The organism is Marinobacterium sp. xm-a-127 (assembly GCF_013283425.1).
Lineage (GTDB): Bacteria > Pseudomonadota > Gammaproteobacteria > Pseudomonadales > Balneatricaceae > Marinobacterium_E.
In genome coordinates, this window is the sequence record NZ_WBYH01000004.1 from 267,360 (window position 1) to 289,633 (window position 22,274).

Sequence of the window (22,274 nt, forward strand, 5' to 3'; positions counted from 1 at the left end):
TGGATTAGTTTCCAGTTCAAATGGAAATAAAAAAACCCACGACGAGTCGTGGGTTTTTTAATAAGAGTGTTTAGCTCTTACGATTCATGCGGTTTTCGATCAGGTCATCCACCACACTTGGATCTGCCAAGGTAGAGGTATCACCAAGAGCACCGAAATCGTCTTCCGCAATCTTGCGAAGGATACGACGCATGATCTTACCAGAACGTGTCTTAGGTAGACCGGGTGCGAACTGAATCAAATCCGGTGATGCAATTGGACCAATCTCTGTACGTACCCAGTTACGCAGTGTCACTTTAAGCTCATCAGAAGCTTCCATGCCTTCCTGCAGCGTTACGTAACAGTAGATACCCTGACCTTTAAGATCGTGTGGGTAACCTACCACCGCAGCTTCAGCAACCGCTTCGTGAGCGACCAACGCAGACTCAACCTCTGCGGTACCCATACGGTGACCAGATACGTTGATTACATCGTCTACACGACCAGTGATCCAGTAGTAGCCGTCCTCATCACGACGTGCGCCATCGCCCGTTGTGTAGTAGCCAGAGAAACTAGAGAAGTAAGTTTGACCGAAACGTTCGTGGTCGCCCCAGATTGAGCGAGATTGACCAGGCCAAGAGTCCTTAATGACCAGGTTACCTTCACCTGCACCTTCAATCTCTTTGCCATCGTTATCCAGTAGCGCTGGCTGAACACCGAAGAATGGACGAGTTGCTGAACCCGGCTTAGTCGCTGTCGCACCAGGTAGAGGTACGATCATGATGCCGCCTGTCTCAGTCTGCCACCAAGTATCAACGATTGGGCACTTACCAGCACCCATGACACGGTTGTACCACTCCCAAGCTTCTGGGTTGATTGGCTCACCAACCGAACCTAGCAGTTTAAGAGAGGATAGATCAGAGTCGCCTAGAACATCTTCACCTTTCTGCATCAAGGCACGGATGGCCGTGGGCGCGGTGTAGAATTGGTTAACTTTGTGTTTTTCGATAACGCGACCGAAACGGCTCATATCTGGGTAGCTTGGAACACCTTCAAACATCAGGGTCGTTGCACCGTTTGCTAGTGGACCATAAACAATGTAGCTGTGACCTGTTACCCAACCCACATCGGCTGTACACCAGTAGATATCACCCTCTTGGTAATCAAAGACGTACTGATGGGTCATTGATGCGTAGACTAGGTAACCACCTGTAGTGTGCTTAAGACCTTTAGGCGCGCCAGTAGAGCCTGAAGTGTAAAGAATGAACAGTGGATCTTCAGCGTTCATCTCTTCAGGTGGGCAATCAGCAGAGGCTTTTGCCATCTCCTCTTCATACCAAACATCACGGCTCTCATGCCAAGCAACATCTTGATCAACGCGGTTTACAACAACCACTTTTTCACAGAACTTAGCTGCACCAGGGTGAGTCAGAGCTTCATCAACGTTCGCTTTAAGTGGAACCGCTTTACCACCACGAAGTGAGAAGTTAGAAGTCACAACCAGTTTAGAGTTAGCGCCTTCTATACGAGCTGCAAGCGCTTCTGGAGAGAAACCACCAAATACAATCGAGTGAACGGCACCAACACGAGCACAAGCCAGCATAGCGACAGCGGCTTCAGGGATCATTGGAAGGTAAAGAGTGACTACGTCACCTTTACTAATACCCTGCGCTTTAAGCACGTTGGCAAACTTACATACACGCTCGTGAAGATCGCGGTAAGTGATCTTTTCATCTTCTTCTGGGTTATCACCTTCCCAGATAATCGCAACCTGATCACCACGAGTCTCTAAGTGGCGATCCAAACAGTTTGCTGCAACGTTCAACGTACCATCTTCGAACCAACGGATATCAACATTATGAGTATCAAACGATGTGTGCTTAACCTTAGTGAAAGGCTTGATCCAGTCGATACGCTTAGCTTGCTCAGACCAGAACGCATCTGGGTTCTCAACTGACTGCTGGTACATCTCGTTGTATTTAGCTTCATCAGCATGGGCGTTAGCAGCAAACTCTGCAGATACTGGGTAGATCTTATCGCTCATTAGTTCTTTCCCTTAGATTGATTGGGTACGGCAATCATTGCCACACTCTATTTATTAAAGTGCAATATTTATAACCTGAGCTACCCTAAGTCAGAATTAGACATTGGTCTGTTCAAAAGGACTCTTTAGTCTAAGTAATTCAACAGAATCCTATTGCATAGTCGAAATGAGGCTTTAGAATTCACTGCCAGTGCCCCAGTAGCTCAGCTGGATAGAGCAACCCCCTCCTAAGGGGTAGGTCGGACGTTCGAATCGTCTCTGGGGTGCCAGTCTCCTATCTCTCTTTTCACAATGAAAAACAGATTATTTTTACTGATCAATTTGACAGATCCCAGACCCTAAACTATACCTTAAGTCATATGACATAAATGACCCGAAGGACAGTTGTACTGATGAGCTCTTTAGACAATAGCCGATACCTTGATCGGACCGAAGCCGCTAAGATTTTATGCGTGGATGATGAGGAGTCTGTCGTTAACTCGCTTCGCAGGGTGTTACGTTCAAGCCACTACGAAGTTATCGGTTTCACATCTGCACCGGAAGCCCTGAAGTACCTTGAGTCCAATGAAGTTGATCTGATTGTTTCTGACATGCGAATGCCTGAGATGAGAGGTGATGAATTCCTGGCAAAAACCATGTCGATCACACCCAATACGGTTCGTATTCTACTGACTGGTTATTCAGATTTTGATATGACGGTGAGTGCCATTAATGAAGGTAGAATTCACCGCTACATGTCCAAGCCCTGGGACAATAGTGAACTGCTTGCGATCATTAACGAAGAGCTCGTTCAAAAACAACGTGATGATGAGAAACGTAATTACGATGAGCTAGTGAAAAGCCTAACTGCGACTGATCCACTGACCGGTCTACTCAATAGAACGGCTCTGATGGAGCAAGTAGAGGCTCAAGCGATTGTTGGCACGGCCTTGCCAGGCGTTGCCCCCTCCTACCTAATTCTCTTAGATGTCGATAATTTTAGCTCTATTGTTGAGTCCGTCGGGCCTCAAACCAGTGAGGACGTTTTAAAATTGGTCGGCAGACTATTAAGTTTTAATCTTCGCTCAGGCGATATCATTGCTCGTACCGAGGACGATGAGTTTGGCATCATGTTGAATCAGTATGCTCCCGAGGACTGTATTAACGGCATTATGGAACGGGTCAGAATGAAACTGGCCTCACGTAGCTATCTAGTGCGAAACCAGAAAGTCGACATACAAATCACTCTAGCAGCCAAGGCAATCGATATCGGTGATGACCCTGAAGAGCTCTATAAAGCAGCGAAAAAAGCGCTGAAATTCGCAAAATCCGAGGGAAAGAATCGCTCAGAAATCGCTGACTAAACGCCTAGTAACAAAAAAGCCCGCTAACAAACATTAGCGGGCTTTATTGTGGTTTGCTGTCTGAATAGCTGTTAAATATCTTCAGCTTTCGCCGCTGTTCCAACCAACTTATTGATCACTTCGACCAACTCATGATTATCAAACGGCTTATTCAAAATCGCATCGGCTCCCAAATCGATCGCCTTTTGGAGGGCTTCACTGCCCAATGCCGAGATGACCAATATTTTGGTTGAAGCTATTTCTGGAGTTTCGCGAACAAAACTCAGTACATCGTAACCACTTAGGCCCGGCATACTGAGATCCAAGGTCACCAGAATTGGGCGATCTTTCATCAGCTTGGTACCCGCTTGAAAACCATCAGCGGCCACCTCTGCGACCAAACCATGCTTACGTAACACTCGTTGTAATGCACGTGCGATGGCAGGCTCATCATCTACAACAAGAACCTTTCGACTATCTTCCTGCAGTTCAGCAGGAATCGGGATCTCATGCTCAACCAGAAAGGCTAAGAAGTCCTCTACGCGAACTCTGTTATTCCCTCGACCTGGAAGTTTAAAGCCCTTTAAAGCCCCTCGCTCGATCCAACGAATGACGGTTCGTAAATTAACGTCACAAAGCTTAGCGATTTCACCTGTACTGAGCGTCTTCATTCTTCAATTCCTAAAGCGCAGATACTGCCTTTATACTGCGGGTCTATTTTCTTTCTCTATACACAGCATAGACGATAAAAAATAAAACGAAGTCACTTTTGTAAAAAAAGTTAGAGAATATTCAAACTTCACAATTGTCAGGTAACAAAAAAGCGCCCGAGGGCGCTTTTTATAATGGTTAATCAAAGATTAACCAACAAACTTAATCATGACACCTGCAGCAACCGCAGAGCCAATCACACCCGCTACGTTAGGGCCCATGGCATGCATCAGCAAGAAGTTTTGAGGGTTAGCCTCTAAACCGATCTTATTGGAGACACGAGCAGCCATAGGAACAGCAGAGACTCCCGCTGAACCAATAAGTGGGTTGATTGCATTACCACCCTCAAGCTTATTCATCAGCTTAGCCATCAAGACACCTGCAGCTGTACCGATACCAAAAGCAACGATACCAAGGAGCAAAATGCCCAGTGTGTTCAAGTCCAGGAACTTATCAGCGCTCAACTTAGAGCCAACCGATAGACCTAGGAAGATCGTCACGATGTTGATTAGAGCATTCTGTGCTGTATCACTCAGACGGTCCACAACGCCACATTCACGCATCAGGTTACCGAAACAGAACATACCCAATAGTGGGGCTGCATCCGGAAGCAACAGTGCGACAAGAATCAACAGCGCTATCGGGAACATGATCTTCTCAGTCTTAGAGACATGACGAAGCTGGTGCATTGCGATCTTACGCTCCGATTCAGTCGTCAATGCACGCATGATTGGCGGTTGAATCATTGGCACTAGTGCCATGTATGAGTAGGCAGCTACAGCGATCGCACCCAGTAATTGAGGGGCAAGCATGCTGGCAACGTAAATAGCTGTTGGACCGTCAGCACCACCTATGATACCGATTGCAGCTGCATCTTGAACTGTGAAGTCCATGATACCCATCGCTGAAAGACCCACAGCACCCAATACCGTTGCAAAGATGCCGAACTGAGCTGCAGCACCCAAGAATAGAGTCTTTGGATTAGCAAGGAGCGGACCAAAATCAGTCATCGCACCAACGCCCATAAAGATCAGTAGCGGAGCAACACCCGAAGCAATGGCTACAGAGTAGAAGTTATAGAGCATACCATTGCTGTAACCCGCGTCAGCAGCAACCATAGTGGCTGCATGATGCGTAGACGGATTAGAGCCGTGGTAAGCATGCAGTATCTCGTGAGGATCCACACTGGTAATATTCAATGAAGCAGCCAAACCCTGAAGCACTTCAGGTTTTGCAAAGTGAACCGCATTCTCTACTGCAGAAAACGCGAGTCCAGCCTCGGGAATATTCGCCATGATGCCACCAAAACCGATTGGCACAAGCAGCAGTGGCTCAAAGTTTTTGCGGATTGCCAAAAAGAGCAACAACAAACCAACAGCGATCATAGTTACCTGACCGGCTGAGATGTTGTAGATGCCCGAGGCTTCCCACAGTTGAAGGATCTTTTCCATTAAACCGTCACCTCAAATTAGGCAAGAGATACCAGAGAGTCGCCAACCTGAACGGCATCGCCCTCTTTAACGTCAACTGAAGTCACTGTACCAGCACGCGCTGCACGAACTTCTGTCTCCATCTTCATCGCTTCCAAGATAACAAGCACATCGCCCTCTTGAACCGCTTGACCAGCAGAGACCTGAACTTTCCAGATGTTACCGGCCAGTGGAGCTGGCACAGGCTCACCTGAACCTGCAGGCGCAGCGGCTGGAGCGGCAGGTTCTGCAGCAGCAGGAGCAACGGCTGTAATGTCACCACCTTCAGCCACTTGAACAACGTAGTTCTGGCCATTGACTGTGATTGTGTAAACTTCTGGTCCTGATTTCTTAGGTGCTGACATAGCTAGCGCATCCTCTAAAGTGGGTACTGGTTCAAACGCGTCTGGGTTACCGCGATTTTCAAGGAATTTAAGGCCGATCTGAGGGAACAGAGCGTAAGTAAGCACGTCATCAATTTCACGCTCACCCGTTTCTAGCTCAATACCCTTTTCAACTGCGATCTCTTTAAGCTCTGCAACAAGCTTATCCATCTCTGGCTCGATGAGATCAGCTGGACGGCAAGTGATAGCCTCTGCTCCATCAAGAACTTTGGCCTGAAGCTCAGCATTGTATGGCGCAGGAGCTGCACCGTACTCACCTTTAAGGATACCCTGAACTTCTTTAGATATAGTTTTGTAACGCTCGCCAACGAGTACATTGATAACCGCTTGAGTACCAACGATCTGTGATGTTGGTGTCACCAGTGGAATGTAACCAAGATCTTCACGTACTCGTGGGATCTCAGCCAACACTTCATCAAACTTATCCGCTGCGCCCTGCTCTTTAAGTTGACTCTCCATGTTGGTCAACATACCACCAGGAACCTGAGCCACTAGAATGCGGCTGTCAGTACCACGCAGTGAGCCTTCAAATTTAGCGTACTTCTTACGAACTTCACGGAAGTAGGCTGCAATCTCTTCGAGTGCTTCTAGGTTTAGACCGGTATCACGATCCGTACCTGCTAGAGCCGCTACTACAGACTCTGTTGCTGTATGACCGTAGGTCATCGACATTGAAGAGATCGCTGTATCAACACGATCAATGCCCGCTTCGACCGCTTTCAGGATGGTCATATCAGACAGACCTGCCGTTGCGTGAGCATGCAGCTGAACTTCAAGCCCCGTCTGAGCTTTCAGACGAGATACAAGATCAAACGCACCGTAAGGGGTCAAAATGCCTGACATATCTTTGATGTTGATTGAATCAGCACCCATGTCTTCAAGGGTCTTAGCGTAATCCACCCACATGTCGATGGTGTGAACTGGGCTAGTAGTGTAAGAGATCGTACCCTGAGCGTGTTTGCCAGTCGCTTTAACGGCCGCAATCGCTTTCTCAAGGTTACGAGGGTCATTCATCGCATCGAAGATACGGAATACGTCGATACCGCTCTCTGCTGAACGCTCAACAAAACGCTCGACCACATCATCACCGTAGTGGCGGTAACCTAATAGGTTTTGACCGCGCAGTAGCATCTGCTGGCGAGTGTTTGGCATTGCTGCTTTAAGTTGGCGAATACGATCCCAAGGATCTTCACCTAGATAACGAATACATGAGTCAAAAGTGGCACCACCCCAACTCTCTAGCGACCAGTAGCCAATCTTATCTAGCTTCTCAGCAATAGGAAGCATGTCATCGAGGCGAAGACGAGTCGCAAACAATGATTGGTGCGCATCACGTAAAACTACATCCGTGATACCAAGAGGCTTATTTGCATCAGACATAAACTTAAGTTCTCTCTTGTTAAAAGGCAGTGCCTAAAATTACTTACGGTATTTATGAACCGCTGCCGACAATACAGCCAACAACTCATCATTGTTGCCTGCAGCTTGAGGCGCAGACGCTTTGGCTTTTGGCTCTACAATCGGTTCTGGCAAAAACTTGTTTACCAGCTTAGACATCAATGTAGTGACAATGACCAGCAGCGTAAGGAATACGAAAACGAACCCCATACCATAGACCATAAGGTTGAGGCCTTCTGATATCAGACTATTCATCTACTCTACTCCAATAAAAATAATTCAAAGGGCTTGGCATAATCCTTGGATCTATGCGCAAAGTAACCCCTACCCAACAGCATAGGAAACATTTATCCCATAGCCCCGCAGCCATATCAAGCCCACTTTGTATGTAGTGAATTTACAAAAAAGGTCGTTTTTTTAACTTACCAGTCAACTTACGAATGAAGCTGCAGTATTTACGCACTCTGTAACGGCGTATAAGTGTTAGTTTCGGAATGACTTTCATTGCGACTAAAGAATGAGAAAGTCTCAATTTGTTTTAAGGTGGGTAGTGGAGATGGTGCCCTGCGCTTCAGTCGAACGAGCACGCTGACTCGGCTGGACACGTCAAGTTCAAAAAAAATGCCACCCTAAAGGTGGCATTTCTTTTGAATATGGCGCGCCCGGCACGATTCGAACGTGCGACCGCCTGGTTCGTAGCCAGGTACTCTATCCAGCTGAGCTACGGGCGCTGAAGTATTGCGTGATTCTGAAATGGCGCGCCCGGCACGATTCGAACGTGCGACCGCCTGGTTCGTAGCCAGGTACTCTATCCAGCTGAGCTACGGGCGCTTATTTCAGATGTTGGTCGATGAAAACACTAAAGAAGTGAAAACTCAAGATTGGCGCGCCCGGCACGATTCGAACGTGCGACCGCCTGGTTCGTAGCCAGGTACTCTATCCAGCTGAGCTACGGGCGCTTAATCTTGATGGCGGAGCGAGAGGGATTCGAACCCTCGATACGCGTAAACGTATACACCCTTAGCAGGGGTGCGCCTTCAGCCACTCGGCCACCGCTCCTGATCAACGGCGCGTATAGTACAAGAGAGGTGACTAAAGTTAAACCCTAAAAGGGAAAAACTTACGACTTTCCGCTATTTTCCTGCTCTTTTTCATCCAAGATCCTTTGGTAGATCTCTTCACGATGAATGGAAACATCTTTTGGTGCATTCACACCGATTCGCACCTGATTACCTTTGACACCAAGAACAGTGACACTGATATTGTCACCAATCATTAGAGTTTCACCAACTCGCCTTGTCAGTATTAGCATCAGCTTCTCCTAAATCCATTTAAGATAGGCGACCAAGTGATCGCCATGTGCGAATCCAATTATGCTAGATAGCGATTATTCAGCGACGCTGTCTGCTTGATCGAGTTCAAACGCACTGTGCAGTGCACGAACCGCTAGCTCCATATACTTCTCTGAGATTACTACAGAGACCTTGATCTCGGAAGTTGAGATCATCTGAATATTGATATTCTCTTTAGCCAGGGTTGTGAACATATTGCTTGCAACGCCTGCGTGAGAACGCATACCCACACCCACGATAGAGACTTTAGCAATCTTATTGTCGCCTTTCACTTCACGCGCACCTAGCTCGTTAGCCGTCTCTTCAAGGATAACCAAGGCTTTATCGTAATCATTACGGTGTACTGTGAATGTAAAGTCGGTAGTCTGATCGGCTGCTACGTTTTGAACGATCATATCTACTTCGATATTGGCAGACGAGACAGGACCTAGGATACGTGATGCAATACCTGGAAGGTCAGGCACACCCAACACCGTCAGTTTTGCTTCGTCACGGTTAAACGCGATGCCTGAAATAATTGGATTTTCCACGCTATCAGTTTCCTCTGTAGTAATAAGTGTACCGCCACCATCTTGGAAGCTAGACAATACACGTAATGGAACATTGTATTTACCTGCAAATTCAACCGAGCGAATCTGCAAAACCTTTGAACCGAGACTGGCCATCTCTAGCATCTCTTCAAAGGTGATTTTATCGAGACGACGGGCACCTTCTACCACGCGCGGGTCTGTCGTGTAGACGCCGTCGACATCCGTATAGATCTGACACTCATCAGCTTTTAAAGCAGCCGCCAGAGCAACACCCGTTGTATCAGAACCACCGCGACCTAGGGTCGTGATATTGCCGTCATCATCCATGCCCTGGAAGCCGGCTACAACTATGACGTTACCTTCATCAAGATCTGAACGCATTTTGCTGGTATCGATGCTTTGGATACGCGCTTTGGTGTGTGAGCTATCAGTATGGATACGAACCTGACCGCCAGTGTAAGACTTCGCACCTAGACCACGCTTTTTCAGAGCCATAGAGAGCAGTGAAATCGTCACCTGCTCACCCGTTGATACCAAAACATCGTATTCACGTGGATCTGGATTATCAGTGATATCTTTAGCAAGACCGATAAGACGATTGGTCTCACCGCTCATTGCAGAGACAACCACGACAATGTCGTGACCCTGATCCTTAAATCGTTTTACTTTGTCAGCGACTGCTTCAATACGCTCTACTGAACCTACTGAGGTACCGCCATATTTTTGTACAAATAAAGCCATCTATCTCTATTTCCAATTAACGCTGCACGATTAAAGTGCAGCTCTAACTAATTCCGGTACCGCAGCAATCGCCTGAGGAAGAGCCGCTATATCGGTGCCACCGCCCTGAGCCATATCGGGTCGACCACCGCCTTTACCGCCAAGTTGAGTGGCAAGCTCACGAATCAGATCACCCGCTTTTACTTGACCAGTAAGATCTTTCGTCACACCCGCGACAAGGCTAACCTTTTCACCATCGTGTGCTGCAAGCACAACCACACCGCTACCCAACTTATTCTTAAGCTGATCCAGCATGTCGCGAAGTGATTTAGGGTCAACACCTTGAACTTCTGTTGCCAAAACCTTGATACCGTTGATCTCAACCGCCGACGAGAGCAGCTCACCACTCTGGGCAGCCGCCAGTTTTGCATTCAATCGTTCAATCTCTTTCTCAAGGGAACGGCTACGTTCGTTCAATGCTTGGAATTTCTCTAGCAGTGAATCTCGAGAACCTTTAACCATTACGCCGAGTTCACCCAGTAGTGACTCACTCTCTTCAAACCAGTTGAGAGCAGCAAGACCGGTAATCGCCTCGATACGACGCACGCCTGATGCAATACCCGACTCAGAGACAATCTTCATCATACCGATATCACCCGTACGAGAAGCATGAGTACCACCACAAAGCTCTACTGAGAAGTCGCCACCCATGGATAGAACACGTACTTCATCATCGTACTTTTCACCAAATAGGGCTTGAGCTCCGCGCTCCTTCGCAGCATCAATCGCCATGATTTCGGTTTCTACTGACGTATTTGCACGAATCTGTTCATTGACCATCTGTTCAACGGTTTTGAGCTCTTCGTCAGTAACCGCTTCAAAGTGTGAGAAGTCAAAACGGAGACGTTCATCATTACACAGCGAGCCTTTCTGCTGCACATGCTCTCCGAGCACGCGACGAAGCGCTTCGTGTAAAAGGTGCGTTGCTGAGTGGTTAAGAGCCGCAGCTTGACGACGAGCTTTGTTAACCAGTGCGTTAACTTGGTCTCCGAGCTTTAAAACGCCCTCAGTCACAGAGCCGTGATGGACATGGCTCTTACCCTCTTTTGTACAGTTTGCCACATCAAACGTACCGCGACCCCAAACCAGCTGACCAGTATCACCGACCTGACCACCCGATTCAGCGTAGAAAGGTGTACGAGTCATAACCACAAGACCGGACTCTCCAGCAGATAGCTCTGTGACTGATTCGCCCTCTTTGAAGATCGCTTCAATCTCAACACGATCTTCCAGAAGCTCATAACCAGAGAACTCGGTAACGCCATCGATCTCTAGCTTATCGTTGTAATCCACATTGAAAGATCCTGATGCACGAGCGCGCTCACGCTGATCAGCCATTGCTGCTTCAAAGCCTTCCATGTCAATGGTCAGTTCACGCTCGCGCGCAACGTCGGCGGTCAAGTCAACCGGGAAACCATAAGTGTCATAGAGTTTGAATACTGCTGAGCCAGGAACGACCGTACCCTGAAGATTTGCAATCTCCTCTTCAAGAAGTGCCAGTCCTTTGTCTAGGGTACGAGCAAACTGCTCCTCCTCTTTAAGAAGCACTCGCTCAACCTGTTCCTGCATTTTTGCAAGCTCAGGATAGGCTTCGCCCATCTCTTTAACTAGGGGCGCAACCAATTTGTAGAAGAAGGTTCCTTGAGCACCGAGTTTATTACCGTGACGAATGGCGCGGCGCATAATACGACGAAGAACATAGCCACGCCCTTCGTTTGAAGGCGTCACGCCATCAGTGATTAAGAATGAACATGAACGGATATGGTCAGCGATTACGCGAAGTGATTTGTTATCGCGATCCTTGGTACCAATTACTTCAGCTGTCGCTGCAAGTAGGTTTTGGAACAGATCAATTTCGTAGTTCGAATGAACGCCCTGCATAACGGCAGCAATACGTTCAAGACCCATACCGGTATCAATTGAAGGGCGCTCTAGCGGTGTCATTTCACCATCAGCAGAACGGTTGTACTGCATAAAGACAACGTTCCAGATCTCGATGTATCGATCCCCATCTTCCTCTGGGCTTCCTGGTGGGCCACCCCAAACATCAGGACCATGATCGAAGAAAATCTCTGTACATGGACCACAAGGACCTGTATCACCCATCGCCCAGAAGTTATCTTCATCAAGCTTAGAGAAACGCTCTGGGTCGATACCCATGGTCTCTTTCCAGATACGTTCTGCCTCATCATCACTGTGGTGAACGGTTACCCATAGACGCTCTTTTGGAAGACCCAAGGTTTCCGTTAAGAAGGTCCAAGCAAATCGAATGGCATCTTCTTTAAAGTAATCGCCAAAGCTGAAGTTACCCAACATTTCAAAGAAAGTGTGGTGACGAGCAGTGTAGCCTACGTTCTCTAGGTCATTGTGTTTACCACCGGCACGAACACAACGTTGCGAGGTTGTTGCTCGAGAGTAGTTGCGTTTATCGCTACCCAGGAATACGTCTTTAAACTGAACCATACCTGCGTTGGTGAAAAGCAGTGTGGCATCGTTGCCAGGGATCAGTGGGCTTGAAGAAACCACCTCATGTCCCTGACTAGCAAAATAGTCCAGAAATGCGTTTCGAATTTCAGCACTGGTCATCTTTTTCATAGAATCAGCCGAGTCTCTATCATCTTAAATTGACACCAAAATAGTCGTACCTAAATTGATACAGGTACAACCTTGGCAAAATAGCGGATAAGTATATACAAACTAGAGTGAAACTCGTAGGGGGTAGTGCGGGGGAATTGACCAAATTAACGGTGATTAGTCGTAATCGGGATCACTATTTTGATAACGAAATGCGTATTCGATTTCACCATAGTTGAAACCACGTCCAGCCATATGTCTAAACCATTTTGCTTTCACTTTCATATCTTCAGGAGGCTCTTCACCAAATTTGCGTTTTAGATACTCAAGCGCGACCTGCTTGGGATCGTCTTTGCGACTATCTAATAACTCTTCGATTAATTGCTTAGAAATTCCTTTACGACTCAGATCGAAAGCTATTTTCTTACCACCTTGCCCCTGATCGGATTTCACTCGAATGTAGCTCTCTGCAAAGCGGCTATCAGACTGATACCCCTCTTCAACAAGGTAAGTTAACACCCTCTCTATGAGTTCAGGTTTTTCACATCTTTTTGCAAGACGCTCACGTAATTGACTCTGCGAATACTCTTGCCTAGCCAAATAACTGAAGGCAAAGGACCTTAGCTCGGATTCTGTTTCTATAGGTCTCTTTTGTCGTTTTTGCATAGAAATAAAAAAGGGGCCGAAGCCCCTCTATTCTGTGATTAAAATTCTAACTCTGCATTAGTTTCAGAACCTTCATCACCTTTTTCAGGCTTGGCTGGTACAGATAGCAACTCTTTACGAATTTGTGACTCAATTTCGTTAGCGATCTCTGGATTTTCTTCCAGGAACTTGGCTGCATTCGCTTTACCCTGCCCGATCTTATCGCCATTGTATGCGTACCAAGCACCACTCTTATCAATCAGCTTTTGCTGCACACCTAGGTCGATTACTTCGCCCATGTGATAGATACCTTTGCCGTACATAATCTGGAATTCTGCTTGGCGGAATGGCGGAGCAACTTTGTTTTTAACAACTTTTACACGAGTCTCGTTACCGATAATCTCATCACCCTGCTTCACCGCACCAGTTCGGCGAATATCCAAACGAACTGAAGAGTAAAACTTAAGCGCATTACCACCCGTAGTCGTTTCAGGGTTACCAAACATGACACCGATTTTCATTCGAATCTGGTTGATGAAGACTAGCAAACAACCTGACTGTTTAACGGTACCCGTCAGTTTACGAAGTGCTTGAGACATCAAGCGTGCTTGCAAACCGACGTGCGAATCACCCATATCACCTTCGATTTCAGCTTTAGGCGTCAATGCAGCAACCGAATCGACAATGATCACATCAACAGCGCCCGAGCGAGTTAGCATGTCGGTAATTTCAAGTGCTTGTTCACCTGTGTCCGGCTGAGAAACAAGAAGCGAGTCGACATCAACACCAAGTTTCTCAGCATAAATCGGATCTAAAGCGTGTTCAGCATCCACGAATGCACAAGTTTTACCCTGCTTTTGAGCTTCAGCTATCACTTGCAGGGTTAGTGTTGTTTTACCAGAGGACTCTGGACCGTAGATCTCTACAACACGTCCGTAAGGAAGACCGCCTATACCTAGGGCAATATCCAATCCTAGTGAGCCAGTTGAAACTGCAGGGATAGCCTCACGAGGCTGCTCACCCATGCGCATGACTGCGCCTTTACCGAACTGTCGTTCTATTTGTGAGAGTGCTGCGTCTAATGCTTTCTTACGATTCTGATCCATGAGAAATTCCTTGAGCTGTCTACTGGCTAACTACTGTATTAATAACCAGTATTAAAGCACAGGTAAAAAATATGTCAAACAGGAATACGAAAATAATTTCACAAACGCTCTAAGAGCCCCGTAATAGCTGCACTTATGGTCGCCTGCCGAATTACGGAACGATCTCCATCGAACTTAAAACAGCGCGCTTCTGACTGTTTATTAGGTATCTTCCAGGCAATCCATACAGTACCGACAGGCTTATCTTTACTACCACCAGTGGGACCAGCTATACCAGTCACAGCGACCGCCAAATCCACGCCCTCTTGATTTGCCGCCCCTTCAGCCATCGACTTAGCAACGGGCTCACTTACTGCACCCCACTGATCAATCAATTCGTTTGGAACACCCAATAAACGCTGCTTAGCTTCATTGGAGTAGGTAACTAGACCACTATCAAACCACTGTGATGAGCCCGATATATCAGTGAGCGCCTGAGCAATACCACCGCCGGTGCAAGACTCTGCCGTCGCCATCATTAATCGTGCATCAATCAGCTTTTTAGCCAACAGATCAATTTGCTTATTCATCACTCTTCACAGTCAAAGCTTTCATTAAAATTTATTGTTCTCGTCACTCGATAATCAAACAGATTCAAGTAGAATCTGATCTTTAGCTCGCTTTAATAATTGTAAATTTTATGTCCAATAGTCCACAAGATCTTTCCCAGCACACTCCAATGATGCATCCGGTTGTATTGATACATAAATCAATAATTTAAATACACACAAATATTTATACTATACCAAATGCTACACTAATATGCAGCTCAGGCCTGAGTTGCATCCCACCCAATCGCTAAAGAGTTTAACTTAAGAGCACCAGAGCCAATCCCCTGTGGCCACAAATATATTTATACGTAAAATGGGTTAGGTACTTTGCCAGATTCAACACCCCACCCCCATGGGGGAGTCCACTTTCATTTTGGGTCCCTATAACAATCTAGGTATTACTATTTCAGACGAACGAATTGAGATATTTTCATTTCTCGCTTAAGAGCAACTGAAAGCTTAATCCCATCAAAATCGGTCCAGTGAAAATTTAAATTTTTAGTCTGTCAAAAAAAAAGCCACCTATTAAGGTGGCTAAGACAACATTCACTAATGAAAAACTAGAAGGGATAAACTATTCCTTTCTCCATACTGCTGATCCATTTAGTAGTAGTAAATTCATCTAAATTAACTGGCCCGCCAATTCGACCAGCATCTCCAGAAGCCTTCAACCCACCAAATGGGACTTGGTATTCATTGTTTACTGTTTGATCGTTAACATGGATCATCCCTGCATCAACTTGATCTGCAATCATATTTCCACGAGCAGTATTAGCAGTATGTATAGATGCTGACAAACCATGCTCAGCTTGGTTTGCCAATGCAACAGCCTCTTGATCATTTGCAAATGTGATAATCGGTGCAACTGGACCAAAAATTTCTTCTTTGAAGATTGGCATTTCAGTGGTTACATCAATCATGACGGTTGGAGATATTTTCAAACCGTCCCTAGTACCACCACAAATAACTTTTGCCCCCATAGCAACAGAATCATTTATTAACTTCATAACTCTATCAGCTTGGCTTGAATTAATTAGGGGGCCCAAGTGACACTGCTCAGAATGCGGATTACCAACATACAATGCTTCAGCTCTAGCTTTAAGTGCCGAGGCGTAATCCGATGCTTTTGATTCGTGCACTATATGTCTACCCGCTTGCATACAAATCTGTCCTTGGTGCAGAAATGCTCCCCATGCGCCACAAGATGAAGCAGATTCAAGATCAGCATCATCGAGAACGATAAATGCATTATTACCACCTAATTCAAGAGATGTTTTCTTAAGGTTTCTTCCACAAGTAGCCGCAATCTCCTTGCCGACGAGAGTAGAACCTGTAAATGCAATCATCCCAACATCACTATTATCAACAAGCGCAGCGCCGACATCCCCAGCGCCATATGCTACCGTCACTATCCCTTCTGGCAAGCCAGCCTGCTCAAGTAGTTTCTGGATTAATAGACCGCCTGTAATGGAACTTTGTGGATCCGGCTTAATGATTACAGCATTACCCATTGCAATCGCTGGAAGCACAGCTCTCAGAGAGAGTAGTAACGGGAAGTTCCAAGGTGATATAACACCTACAACACCTATTGGTACTCGCACTCGCTTATTCGTTCTACCAGGCATGTTTGATGGGTAAATTTCACCAGAAGGCATCATAGTCATGGCTGCACACATATGTGTTTGATCAATACTAGCCTGCAATTCCCACTGAGATTTAGGAACAATTGACCCACACTCTCTTGCGTTCCAAGAGTGAATCAGATCCGCATTTTGCTCAAGCAAATCAGCAAACTTTCTTAGAATCTTAGCTTTACTGTCAAAATCAATAGCAGACCATTTAACTTGTGCCATCTTAGCAGTTACTACCAACCCAGCTACTTCAGATGCAGTAGCAGCTTGAAGCGTTCCCAATGATCTTCCAGTAGCAGGTTCTAATAAGTCGAAGCTAGGACCAGTAAATCCAGTTTCGAAAGCAAGATTGAACTCTTCATTTTTAATTTCTGTGAATTCCATTTTTTCCACCTTAACTTGGGTTGGCTTCAATAATTTTGTCAGCAATGTAAGAAGCAAGCGCATACACTGTCTCCGATGGGTTATAACCGATTGAAGTTGGTAGCAAGCTCGCATCGGCCACATAAAGCTTTTTCACATCATGCGTTTCACCAAATTGATTAACTACAGTTTTTGCTGGATCAGCACCCATTCGACAAGTACCTTGAGGATGGAAAGATGTGTATCTGTAGCGGGCAGGTTCATTTACCAGCCCATCTATAACAGAATCTATCTCGGATTCACTGTTGATAAGTGTTTTATCTGATGTCGGCAAATATAAATACTTAGCACCAGCAGCAAACAAAATTCGAGCATTATGCTTAAGTCCCAGTTTCATTCCCTCGAAATCTTGGTTATCGACATCGTATTTAATTTCTTTGTAGCCCTTCTCAATAGTTACTTCACCAACATTTTTATCATGAATCAGAGTAATTAAGCGGATCGTATTTCTATACCTCTCCATATAATTCATATAAGGCTTACCTGTTCCAGGCTCCGCCTGAAATGATGCTTCCACAGGCTCCTGAACCGCATTCAAAAGGATGTAACCACCTTTGTCCGGCAGAGTGTTTGTATCAACAAACAAACTATGAGTTGCACCATGAAAATCATCAACTTGCTCGTCAAATACTGCGGTAACAGACATTGAGGGATGACATGCAAAGTTTTTGCCTACTTGTCCGCTAGAGTTAGCGAGGCCTGATTGTTGAAGAATTATAGGAGAAGCAACTGGACCAGCAGCCAAAACTACAATTGGAGCACTAACTTGAACTTCTGCCTTCACTTCACCCGTTTTTGGATCTACAACCTCGGCAAGCACCCCTGATGCAGAACCATTTTGGGTTAAGATTTTTGACACGCGAGTATCTGCGTATATTTCTGCCCCATGATTACAAGCCCAAGGTAAGTAGGTAACCAACATTGACTGTTTCCTATCACTTTTACATCCAGAGAAGCAAAAACCAGATAACGAACAATCTTTGATATTACGATGAGCAGGACCTCTAACCATTCCAAGCTTATCGATGCCTTTGCCAATTAGTTCTGCACCAGCGCTTGTTTCATGACTTTTGACTTGAGTGATCGATAAGTTACTTTCAACTTTCTCAAAATAGGGCGCCATCATCTCAGATGTTAAATTTGTAAGACCAAACTCATCCGCCCATAACTTTAAATAATAATCTGGGGTTCTGAAACATAATGCAGCATTAACGACGGTTGAACCGCCAACACAACGTCCTTGGAGAACAGTAATATCGCCGCTTGTATTAGACTGACCACCTTCATCCTGATACAAGGTACCCATTGCTACGGCCATCATTTCTTGAAATTGAGATGATGGAACATAAGGACCTGCTTCAAGAACAATAACTTTCTTGCCGCTTTTAGCTAGCTCATAAGCGTTAATAGCGCCACCCGCACCAGAGCCGATTATGACAGCATCAGCTTTAAGATTGAGTGAACCCACAGAAAAGTCTGCAGCTGTTTTGATATTTAGAGTATTTGCAGTTGTCATATGTCACCTCAAACTTTTGGCTCTGGAGCATTACCGTAAATTTTGATTCCAGCTTTATCTGTAACCGGCCCGTCATAACCCAACGGGGCCCAAGTATTAGGGATTGCCCAATATGCTAGAACTGTAAGTTTTTTTAGCCCCATAGCTAAAGCTCGATGAGGAATTTGATCTGAGCCTGACCAATCATCAATAAACCTAGCTGCTTTCGATTCAGATAATTCAACAAACTCTGATCCAAATTGATCTTTTGTAGCGCTGTTAAAGTAACCGATTCCGCCCCTAAGACCCTGACGAATATGAGGTGCCATACCCGCAAGTAATGCTCCTTCGATAGTTGCAAGGACTGGTAGGGTTGAAGGATCAACAAGATTCGTTCCTTGTGTAGGCAGGCAGACTTGGATTAACTTCGAAAATACCTTCTTCTCGAGGTCATCCATTTTATTTTCATCTGTCAATATTCCAGCACTTACTGGGCTCAACGGTAGAACTGCAGCAGCAGCTGCAATTGATGTTAGAGCCTTCAAAAAAGCTCTTCGGTTGAGAGTTGTATCAATCATTGGTACTCGTCCTATTGTTTTTATTAGCTATGTAAAACATCTAATAAAAAGCATAACGCGTGCCAATTTTTAAAAAAATATAAAAAACAATAACTTAAAAAATTACACAGCAAGACTAATTCATAAACTGTTTCAATTTGATACAGTTTTCACGGCCCAAGTGTTTCTCTGTGAAACAACCTCAATAGCCGTAACTTTTAATTTTTCTATAGAGAGTGGATCTAGAAATCCCCAAGATTTTAGCTGCATATGATAAATTCCCATCAGCTTTTTCAATTGCTGCAGAAATAAGGTTTTTAGTATTGTCTTCAAGATGCAATTTATCTTCGGAATTATTGTGTTTCGATTTTTCCAACAAATTAAGGTACGACAATGGAAGGTCGTTTAAGCTTAATACGCAATCAGGTGGAACAATTGCATCCAACTGAATCAATAGATTTTTAAGCTCTCTGATGTTGCCGGGCCATTCGTGCTTCGTGAAGAAATCTGCTAATCCATCTGAAATTTTTCGATTTGAAGCAGATATATCGCTAAGAATACTTTCTGTTAGATGCAATATGTCATTGCGTTTTGCAAGGTTAGGTAGCTCTATACTTAACCCCTTAATCCTATAAAACAAATCGGCTCTAAATTTACTTTCCTTAACGCTCTGCTCTAAATCTATATTGGTTGCAGATATTAACTGAAAGTTTCCCAACAAAGGTTTTACACCGCCAACTGGGCGGTACTCACCGGACTCTAACAGTCTGAGAAGCTTAGACTGGATGAGTAAAGGCATATCCCCGATTTCATCCAGAAACAAAGTCCCACCATTTGCTTCACCAATTAATCCGGAACTTCCACTACTTAAAGCACCAGTGTAAGCACCTGGAACATACCCAAAAAGTTCAACCTCCAGCATATTTTCGGGAATAGCAGCGCAATTAATTGCAACAAAATTTCCATCTTTGAAGTGACTTTGGGAATGAATTTCTCTGGCAGCAACATCCTTACCGGTCCCAGACGCTCCAGTTAATAATATTGGCAACCGGGATATGACTTTGCCCGCGTTATGTAGCGAGAGTTTTAAATCTTCTTCTCGCATCTGATTTACTAAACGCGATTGAGGAGGCTTACATATTTCAGTTTGGTCCGAATTGAATTCAGATATCAAATTAAGGCCACGAATAGTCGAAGAATTTCGATTTTCAGTCTGTACAACTCCATACAAAACTATGTCATTTTTCAAAACCATTTCAAAGACACGTCCTCGCATCAAGCCAAAGTCGAGCACTTCAGAAAATGAAGTTTTAAAAATATCTTCAAACGAAGCATTTTTTAAATTAAGTTTTTGATATATGAACTTTTTAGCTATTTCGTTAGCTCCCACAAGGCTTTGTGAGTGATCAAAAGATAAAACCAAATTACTAGGATCGCCCCAGTTAGTTGGATTGATCGATAGTTCAATAACCAATGACTCAGGAATTTGTTTTATGATTTGATTTTGAATAGTTTGGGCCGTTGATTTCAGAAGATAAAGGATTGAACTATCCACAATTGGGGACTCGTGCGTTATATCCAATGCCGCACAAACATGTCCTTTTTCATCCAGAATTGGTACCGCAGCGCAATTAAATTGCTCATGCGCTTCATTGAAATGCTCACCACCAAAAACTCTAACTAGAGATTGAGAATGAATTGCACATGACATAGCAGTTGAGCCCACTTTGTTCTCAGATAGAACTATACCCTCTTGGAAAGCACTATTAATCGCTAAGTTTGTATTTGATTTACTTTTAATGGCCCTCAATGATCTACATTTTGTATCTGTAAGCATGAGTGACCAACCAGCTGGAGAAACAGCTTGTGCAAGGCGATCGATATGCACATTGGCAATTCTAAGAAGATTGAGGTTTTTATCTCTAATAGATTCAAATTCGAAACCCTTTAGAATCTCGTAATCTAAGGAAGCATTCATCGATAAAGCGCCATTCGCACACCGCATCCACGAGTCCAATATAGGCTGATGAACACCATGTATTTTATCAAATGCGCCGTTCTGAAATAGCTCCCGATTTGTTTGGATTAGAGACCCCATTTTGAATCCTTATATTTTTATTTTAAGTCCAAGACTACCCAAAAATTCTTAGCAAAGAAACATAACTTTTCTTCATTTTTTTGCGAAAAAATCAAAGATAAAATGAGTCGCAAGGATCCAAAAAAGCACACCTGAACTCTTTTAACAGTCCTTTGCTCTTACGTAACAATTTCAAGACATCCCTAATCCAGAGCACTTGACCATCAAGCATAACTAAACAAATAAAAAATATAACTCATTGGAATATCTAAAGTAGTTAATCAATCAAAGCCTCTAATGCCACATTCATGCAGCCCTGACATTTACAGGCAGGGCAACCGATACCAATCGGAATTGGCTCAATAAACGGATCGCCAAAGTGGACACTCTGTACGGCACTAACGCACTGACTACAAGGTTGCTGTAGAGCCTCGACACGCCGCTTATCCATCTCCGCATTCCAGTGTGCTGATTCTGTTAAATAACGATCATTAAGCTCTTTCTGGCGATTCTTACGCCCCCACCAACCAGTACCTGGTTCAGGTCTTACAGGGCAATTTTCAGGAAAGTCATAGCTGCGATTCTCAATACTGCAACAAGCATCACAGGATACCGTGATAAACTCATTGGCCAGCAAACGGGTAGAGCCTTCACACACAGTTTTAGTGAAATCACATTTTGAGCATTGGAGTTTGAAGAGCTTTCCCATAATTTATTGCCCTGAGCTTAGTTTTTGATTGCAGTTGCAGCTTAAACAAGCTTGGAAAGTATATTTTAAGCAAGTTAAATCATACCAATCTCTAGCATAACAGCTTCTAACTCACGTAATTCTCGCAGTTTGTGCTTTCTGGCGTCACGTAGTGCACTAGTTTCTCTTCCGTGAACATATCGTGCGTTATCGCGGCGTTTCTTACCTTCTAATGTCTTAGCGCTAGTCGAACGACTCCCGTGAAACCTACAGTTGTTTTTGCCGCGCTCTGATGGGTTTCGGCATTGTTGCTTACTTCGCTTACTTACTGCTTGGCATCGTGGGCACGTTACTCGGCCACCAAGGGTTGTGATAGTGGGTTCCTTAATCATTTCGTAGTACCTCTTGGAAGGAAGCATGGTAGATGCAGGTTTGCAGGTTTATATGCCAATTTCTATTTCTTCTACTAAGAGAAAATTTGTAAGAGCTATTAGAAAAC

At 44.9% G+C, this 22,274-nt stretch carries 18 protein-coding genes and 5 tRNA genes; 2 read left to right on the forward strand and 21 right to left on the reverse strand.

The features are described from left to right. Positions 1-70: 70 nt before the first annotated feature. A complete protein-coding gene (acs, locus tag XMA127_RS09185; RefSeq protein WP_173484600.1) occupies positions 71-2,023 on the reverse strand; it encodes an acetate--CoA ligase in 1,953 nt (650 codons plus the stop codon). A 192-nt stretch (positions 2,024-2,215) separates the two neighbouring features. Between acs and XMA127_RS09190 the strand changes: the two genes are divergently transcribed. Together XMA127_RS09190 and XMA127_RS09195 are read left to right on the forward strand one after the other, a co-directional pair. Next, a tRNA-Arg gene (locus tag XMA127_RS09190) sits at positions 2,216-2,292 on the forward strand. Positions 2,293-2,415: 123 nt separating this feature from the next. Further along, positions 2,416-3,366: a diguanylate cyclase domain-containing protein gene (locus tag XMA127_RS09195; protein WP_173481407.1), complete on the forward strand. Its 951-nt coding sequence runs from the start codon at positions 2,416-2,418 to the stop codon at positions 3,364-3,366. Positions 3,367-3,437: 71 nt separating this feature from the next. Here XMA127_RS09195 and XMA127_RS09200 read toward each other — a convergent pair whose 3' ends face one another. The 20 genes from XMA127_RS09200 to XMA127_RS12095 all read right to left on the reverse strand — a co-directional run bounded on the left by XMA127_RS09200 (position 3,438) and on the right by XMA127_RS12095 (position 22,194). Continuing rightward, a complete protein-coding gene (locus XMA127_RS09200) occupies positions 3,438-4,016 on the reverse strand; it encodes a response regulator (protein ID WP_173484598.1) in 579 nt (192 codons plus the stop codon). 189 nt (positions 4,017-4,205) lie between these two features. Then, positions 4,206-5,507 carry a sodium ion-translocating decarboxylase subunit beta gene (locus tag XMA127_RS09205; protein ID WP_173484597.1) on the reverse strand — a complete coding sequence of 434 codons (1,302 nt, stop codon included), beginning with the start codon at positions 5,505-5,507 and terminating at the stop codon, positions 4,206-4,208. A gap of 17 nt (positions 5,508-5,524) precedes the next feature. Continuing rightward, complete coding sequence (oadA, locus tag XMA127_RS09210) at positions 5,525-7,309, reverse strand: sodium-extruding oxaloacetate decarboxylase subunit alpha (RefSeq protein WP_173484596.1); 1,785 nt, start codon at positions 7,307-7,309, stop codon at positions 5,525-5,527. Positions 7,310-7,348: 39 nt separating this feature from the next. Then, on the reverse strand, positions 7,349-7,582 hold the full coding sequence (locus tag XMA127_RS09215; RefSeq protein WP_173481411.1) for an OadG family protein: 234 nt from the start codon (positions 7,580-7,582) through the stop codon (positions 7,349-7,351). A gap of 399 nt (positions 7,583-7,981) precedes the next feature. Then, a tRNA-Arg gene (locus XMA127_RS09220) sits at positions 7,982-8,058 on the reverse strand. A 23-nt stretch (positions 8,059-8,081) separates the two neighbouring features. After that, positions 8,082-8,158, reverse strand: a tRNA-Arg gene (locus tag XMA127_RS09225). 51 nt (positions 8,159-8,209) lie between these two features. Further along, positions 8,210-8,286 (reverse strand) — tRNA-Arg (locus tag XMA127_RS09230). Between the two features lie 10 nt (positions 8,287-8,296). Further along, positions 8,297-8,386, reverse strand: a tRNA-Ser gene (locus XMA127_RS09235). 61 nt (positions 8,387-8,447) lie between these two features. Beyond that, on the reverse strand, positions 8,448-8,639 hold the full coding sequence (csrA, locus tag XMA127_RS09240; RefSeq protein ID WP_173481412.1) for a carbon storage regulator CsrA: 192 nt from the start codon (positions 8,637-8,639) through the stop codon (positions 8,448-8,450). Between the two features lie 75 nt (positions 8,640-8,714). Beyond that, positions 8,715-9,950 carry an aspartate kinase gene (locus XMA127_RS09245; protein ID WP_173481413.1) on the reverse strand — a complete coding sequence of 412 codons (1,236 nt, stop codon included), beginning with the start codon at positions 9,948-9,950 and terminating at the stop codon, positions 8,715-8,717. A gap of 30 nt (positions 9,951-9,980) precedes the next feature. Next, positions 9,981-12,575 carry an alanine--tRNA ligase gene (gene alaS, locus XMA127_RS09250; protein ID WP_173499161.1) on the reverse strand — a complete coding sequence of 865 codons (2,595 nt, stop codon included), beginning with the start codon at positions 12,573-12,575 and terminating at the stop codon, positions 9,981-9,983. 165 nt (positions 12,576-12,740) lie between these two features. After that, positions 12,741-13,229, reverse strand: coding sequence for a regulatory protein RecX (locus XMA127_RS09255; protein ID WP_173495280.1), 489 nt, complete (start codon positions 13,227-13,229; stop codon positions 12,741-12,743). A gap of 38 nt (positions 13,230-13,267) precedes the next feature. Continuing rightward, a complete protein-coding gene (gene recA, locus XMA127_RS09260) occupies positions 13,268-14,314 on the reverse strand; it encodes a recombinase RecA (RefSeq protein ID WP_173483400.1) in 1,047 nt (348 codons plus the stop codon). Positions 14,315-14,412: 98 nt separating this feature from the next. After that, positions 14,413-14,883 (reverse strand): CinA family protein, encoded by a 471-nt coding sequence (locus tag XMA127_RS09265; protein WP_173484594.1) that lies wholly within the window; start codon positions 14,881-14,883, stop codon positions 14,413-14,415. Between the two features lie 581 nt (positions 14,884-15,464). Next, a complete protein-coding gene (locus XMA127_RS09270) occupies positions 15,465-16,982 on the reverse strand; it encodes an aldehyde dehydrogenase family protein (protein WP_173483401.1) in 1,518 nt (505 codons plus the stop codon). Continuing rightward, positions 16,930-18,474, reverse strand: a complete 1,545-nt coding sequence (locus XMA127_RS09275) for an FAD-dependent oxidoreductase (protein WP_173499157.1) — start codon at positions 18,472-18,474, stop codon at positions 16,930-16,932. Before XMA127_RS09275 ends, XMA127_RS09270 begins: the two co-directional genes overlap by 53 nt. 8 nt (positions 18,475-18,482) lie before the next feature. Continuing rightward, complete coding sequence (locus XMA127_RS09280; RefSeq protein ID WP_173495278.1) at positions 18,483-19,031, reverse strand: gluconate 2-dehydrogenase subunit 3 family protein; 549 nt, start codon at positions 19,029-19,031, stop codon at positions 18,483-18,485. A gap of 181 nt (positions 19,032-19,212) precedes the next feature. Next, on the reverse strand, positions 19,213-20,988 hold the full coding sequence (locus tag XMA127_RS09285; protein WP_173483404.1) for a sigma-54-dependent Fis family transcriptional regulator: 1,776 nt from the start codon (positions 20,986-20,988) through the stop codon (positions 19,213-19,215). 376 nt (positions 20,989-21,364) lie between these two features. Further along, positions 21,365-21,796, reverse strand: a complete 432-nt coding sequence (locus XMA127_RS09290) for a hypothetical protein (RefSeq protein ID WP_173483405.1) — start codon at positions 21,794-21,796, stop codon at positions 21,365-21,367. Between the two features lie 74 nt (positions 21,797-21,870). Continuing rightward, positions 21,871-22,194 carry an HGGxSTG domain-containing protein gene (locus XMA127_RS12095; RefSeq protein WP_371731529.1) on the reverse strand — a complete coding sequence of 108 codons (324 nt, stop codon included), beginning with the start codon at positions 22,192-22,194 and terminating at the stop codon, positions 21,871-21,873. Positions 22,195-22,274: the final 80 nt, after the last annotated feature.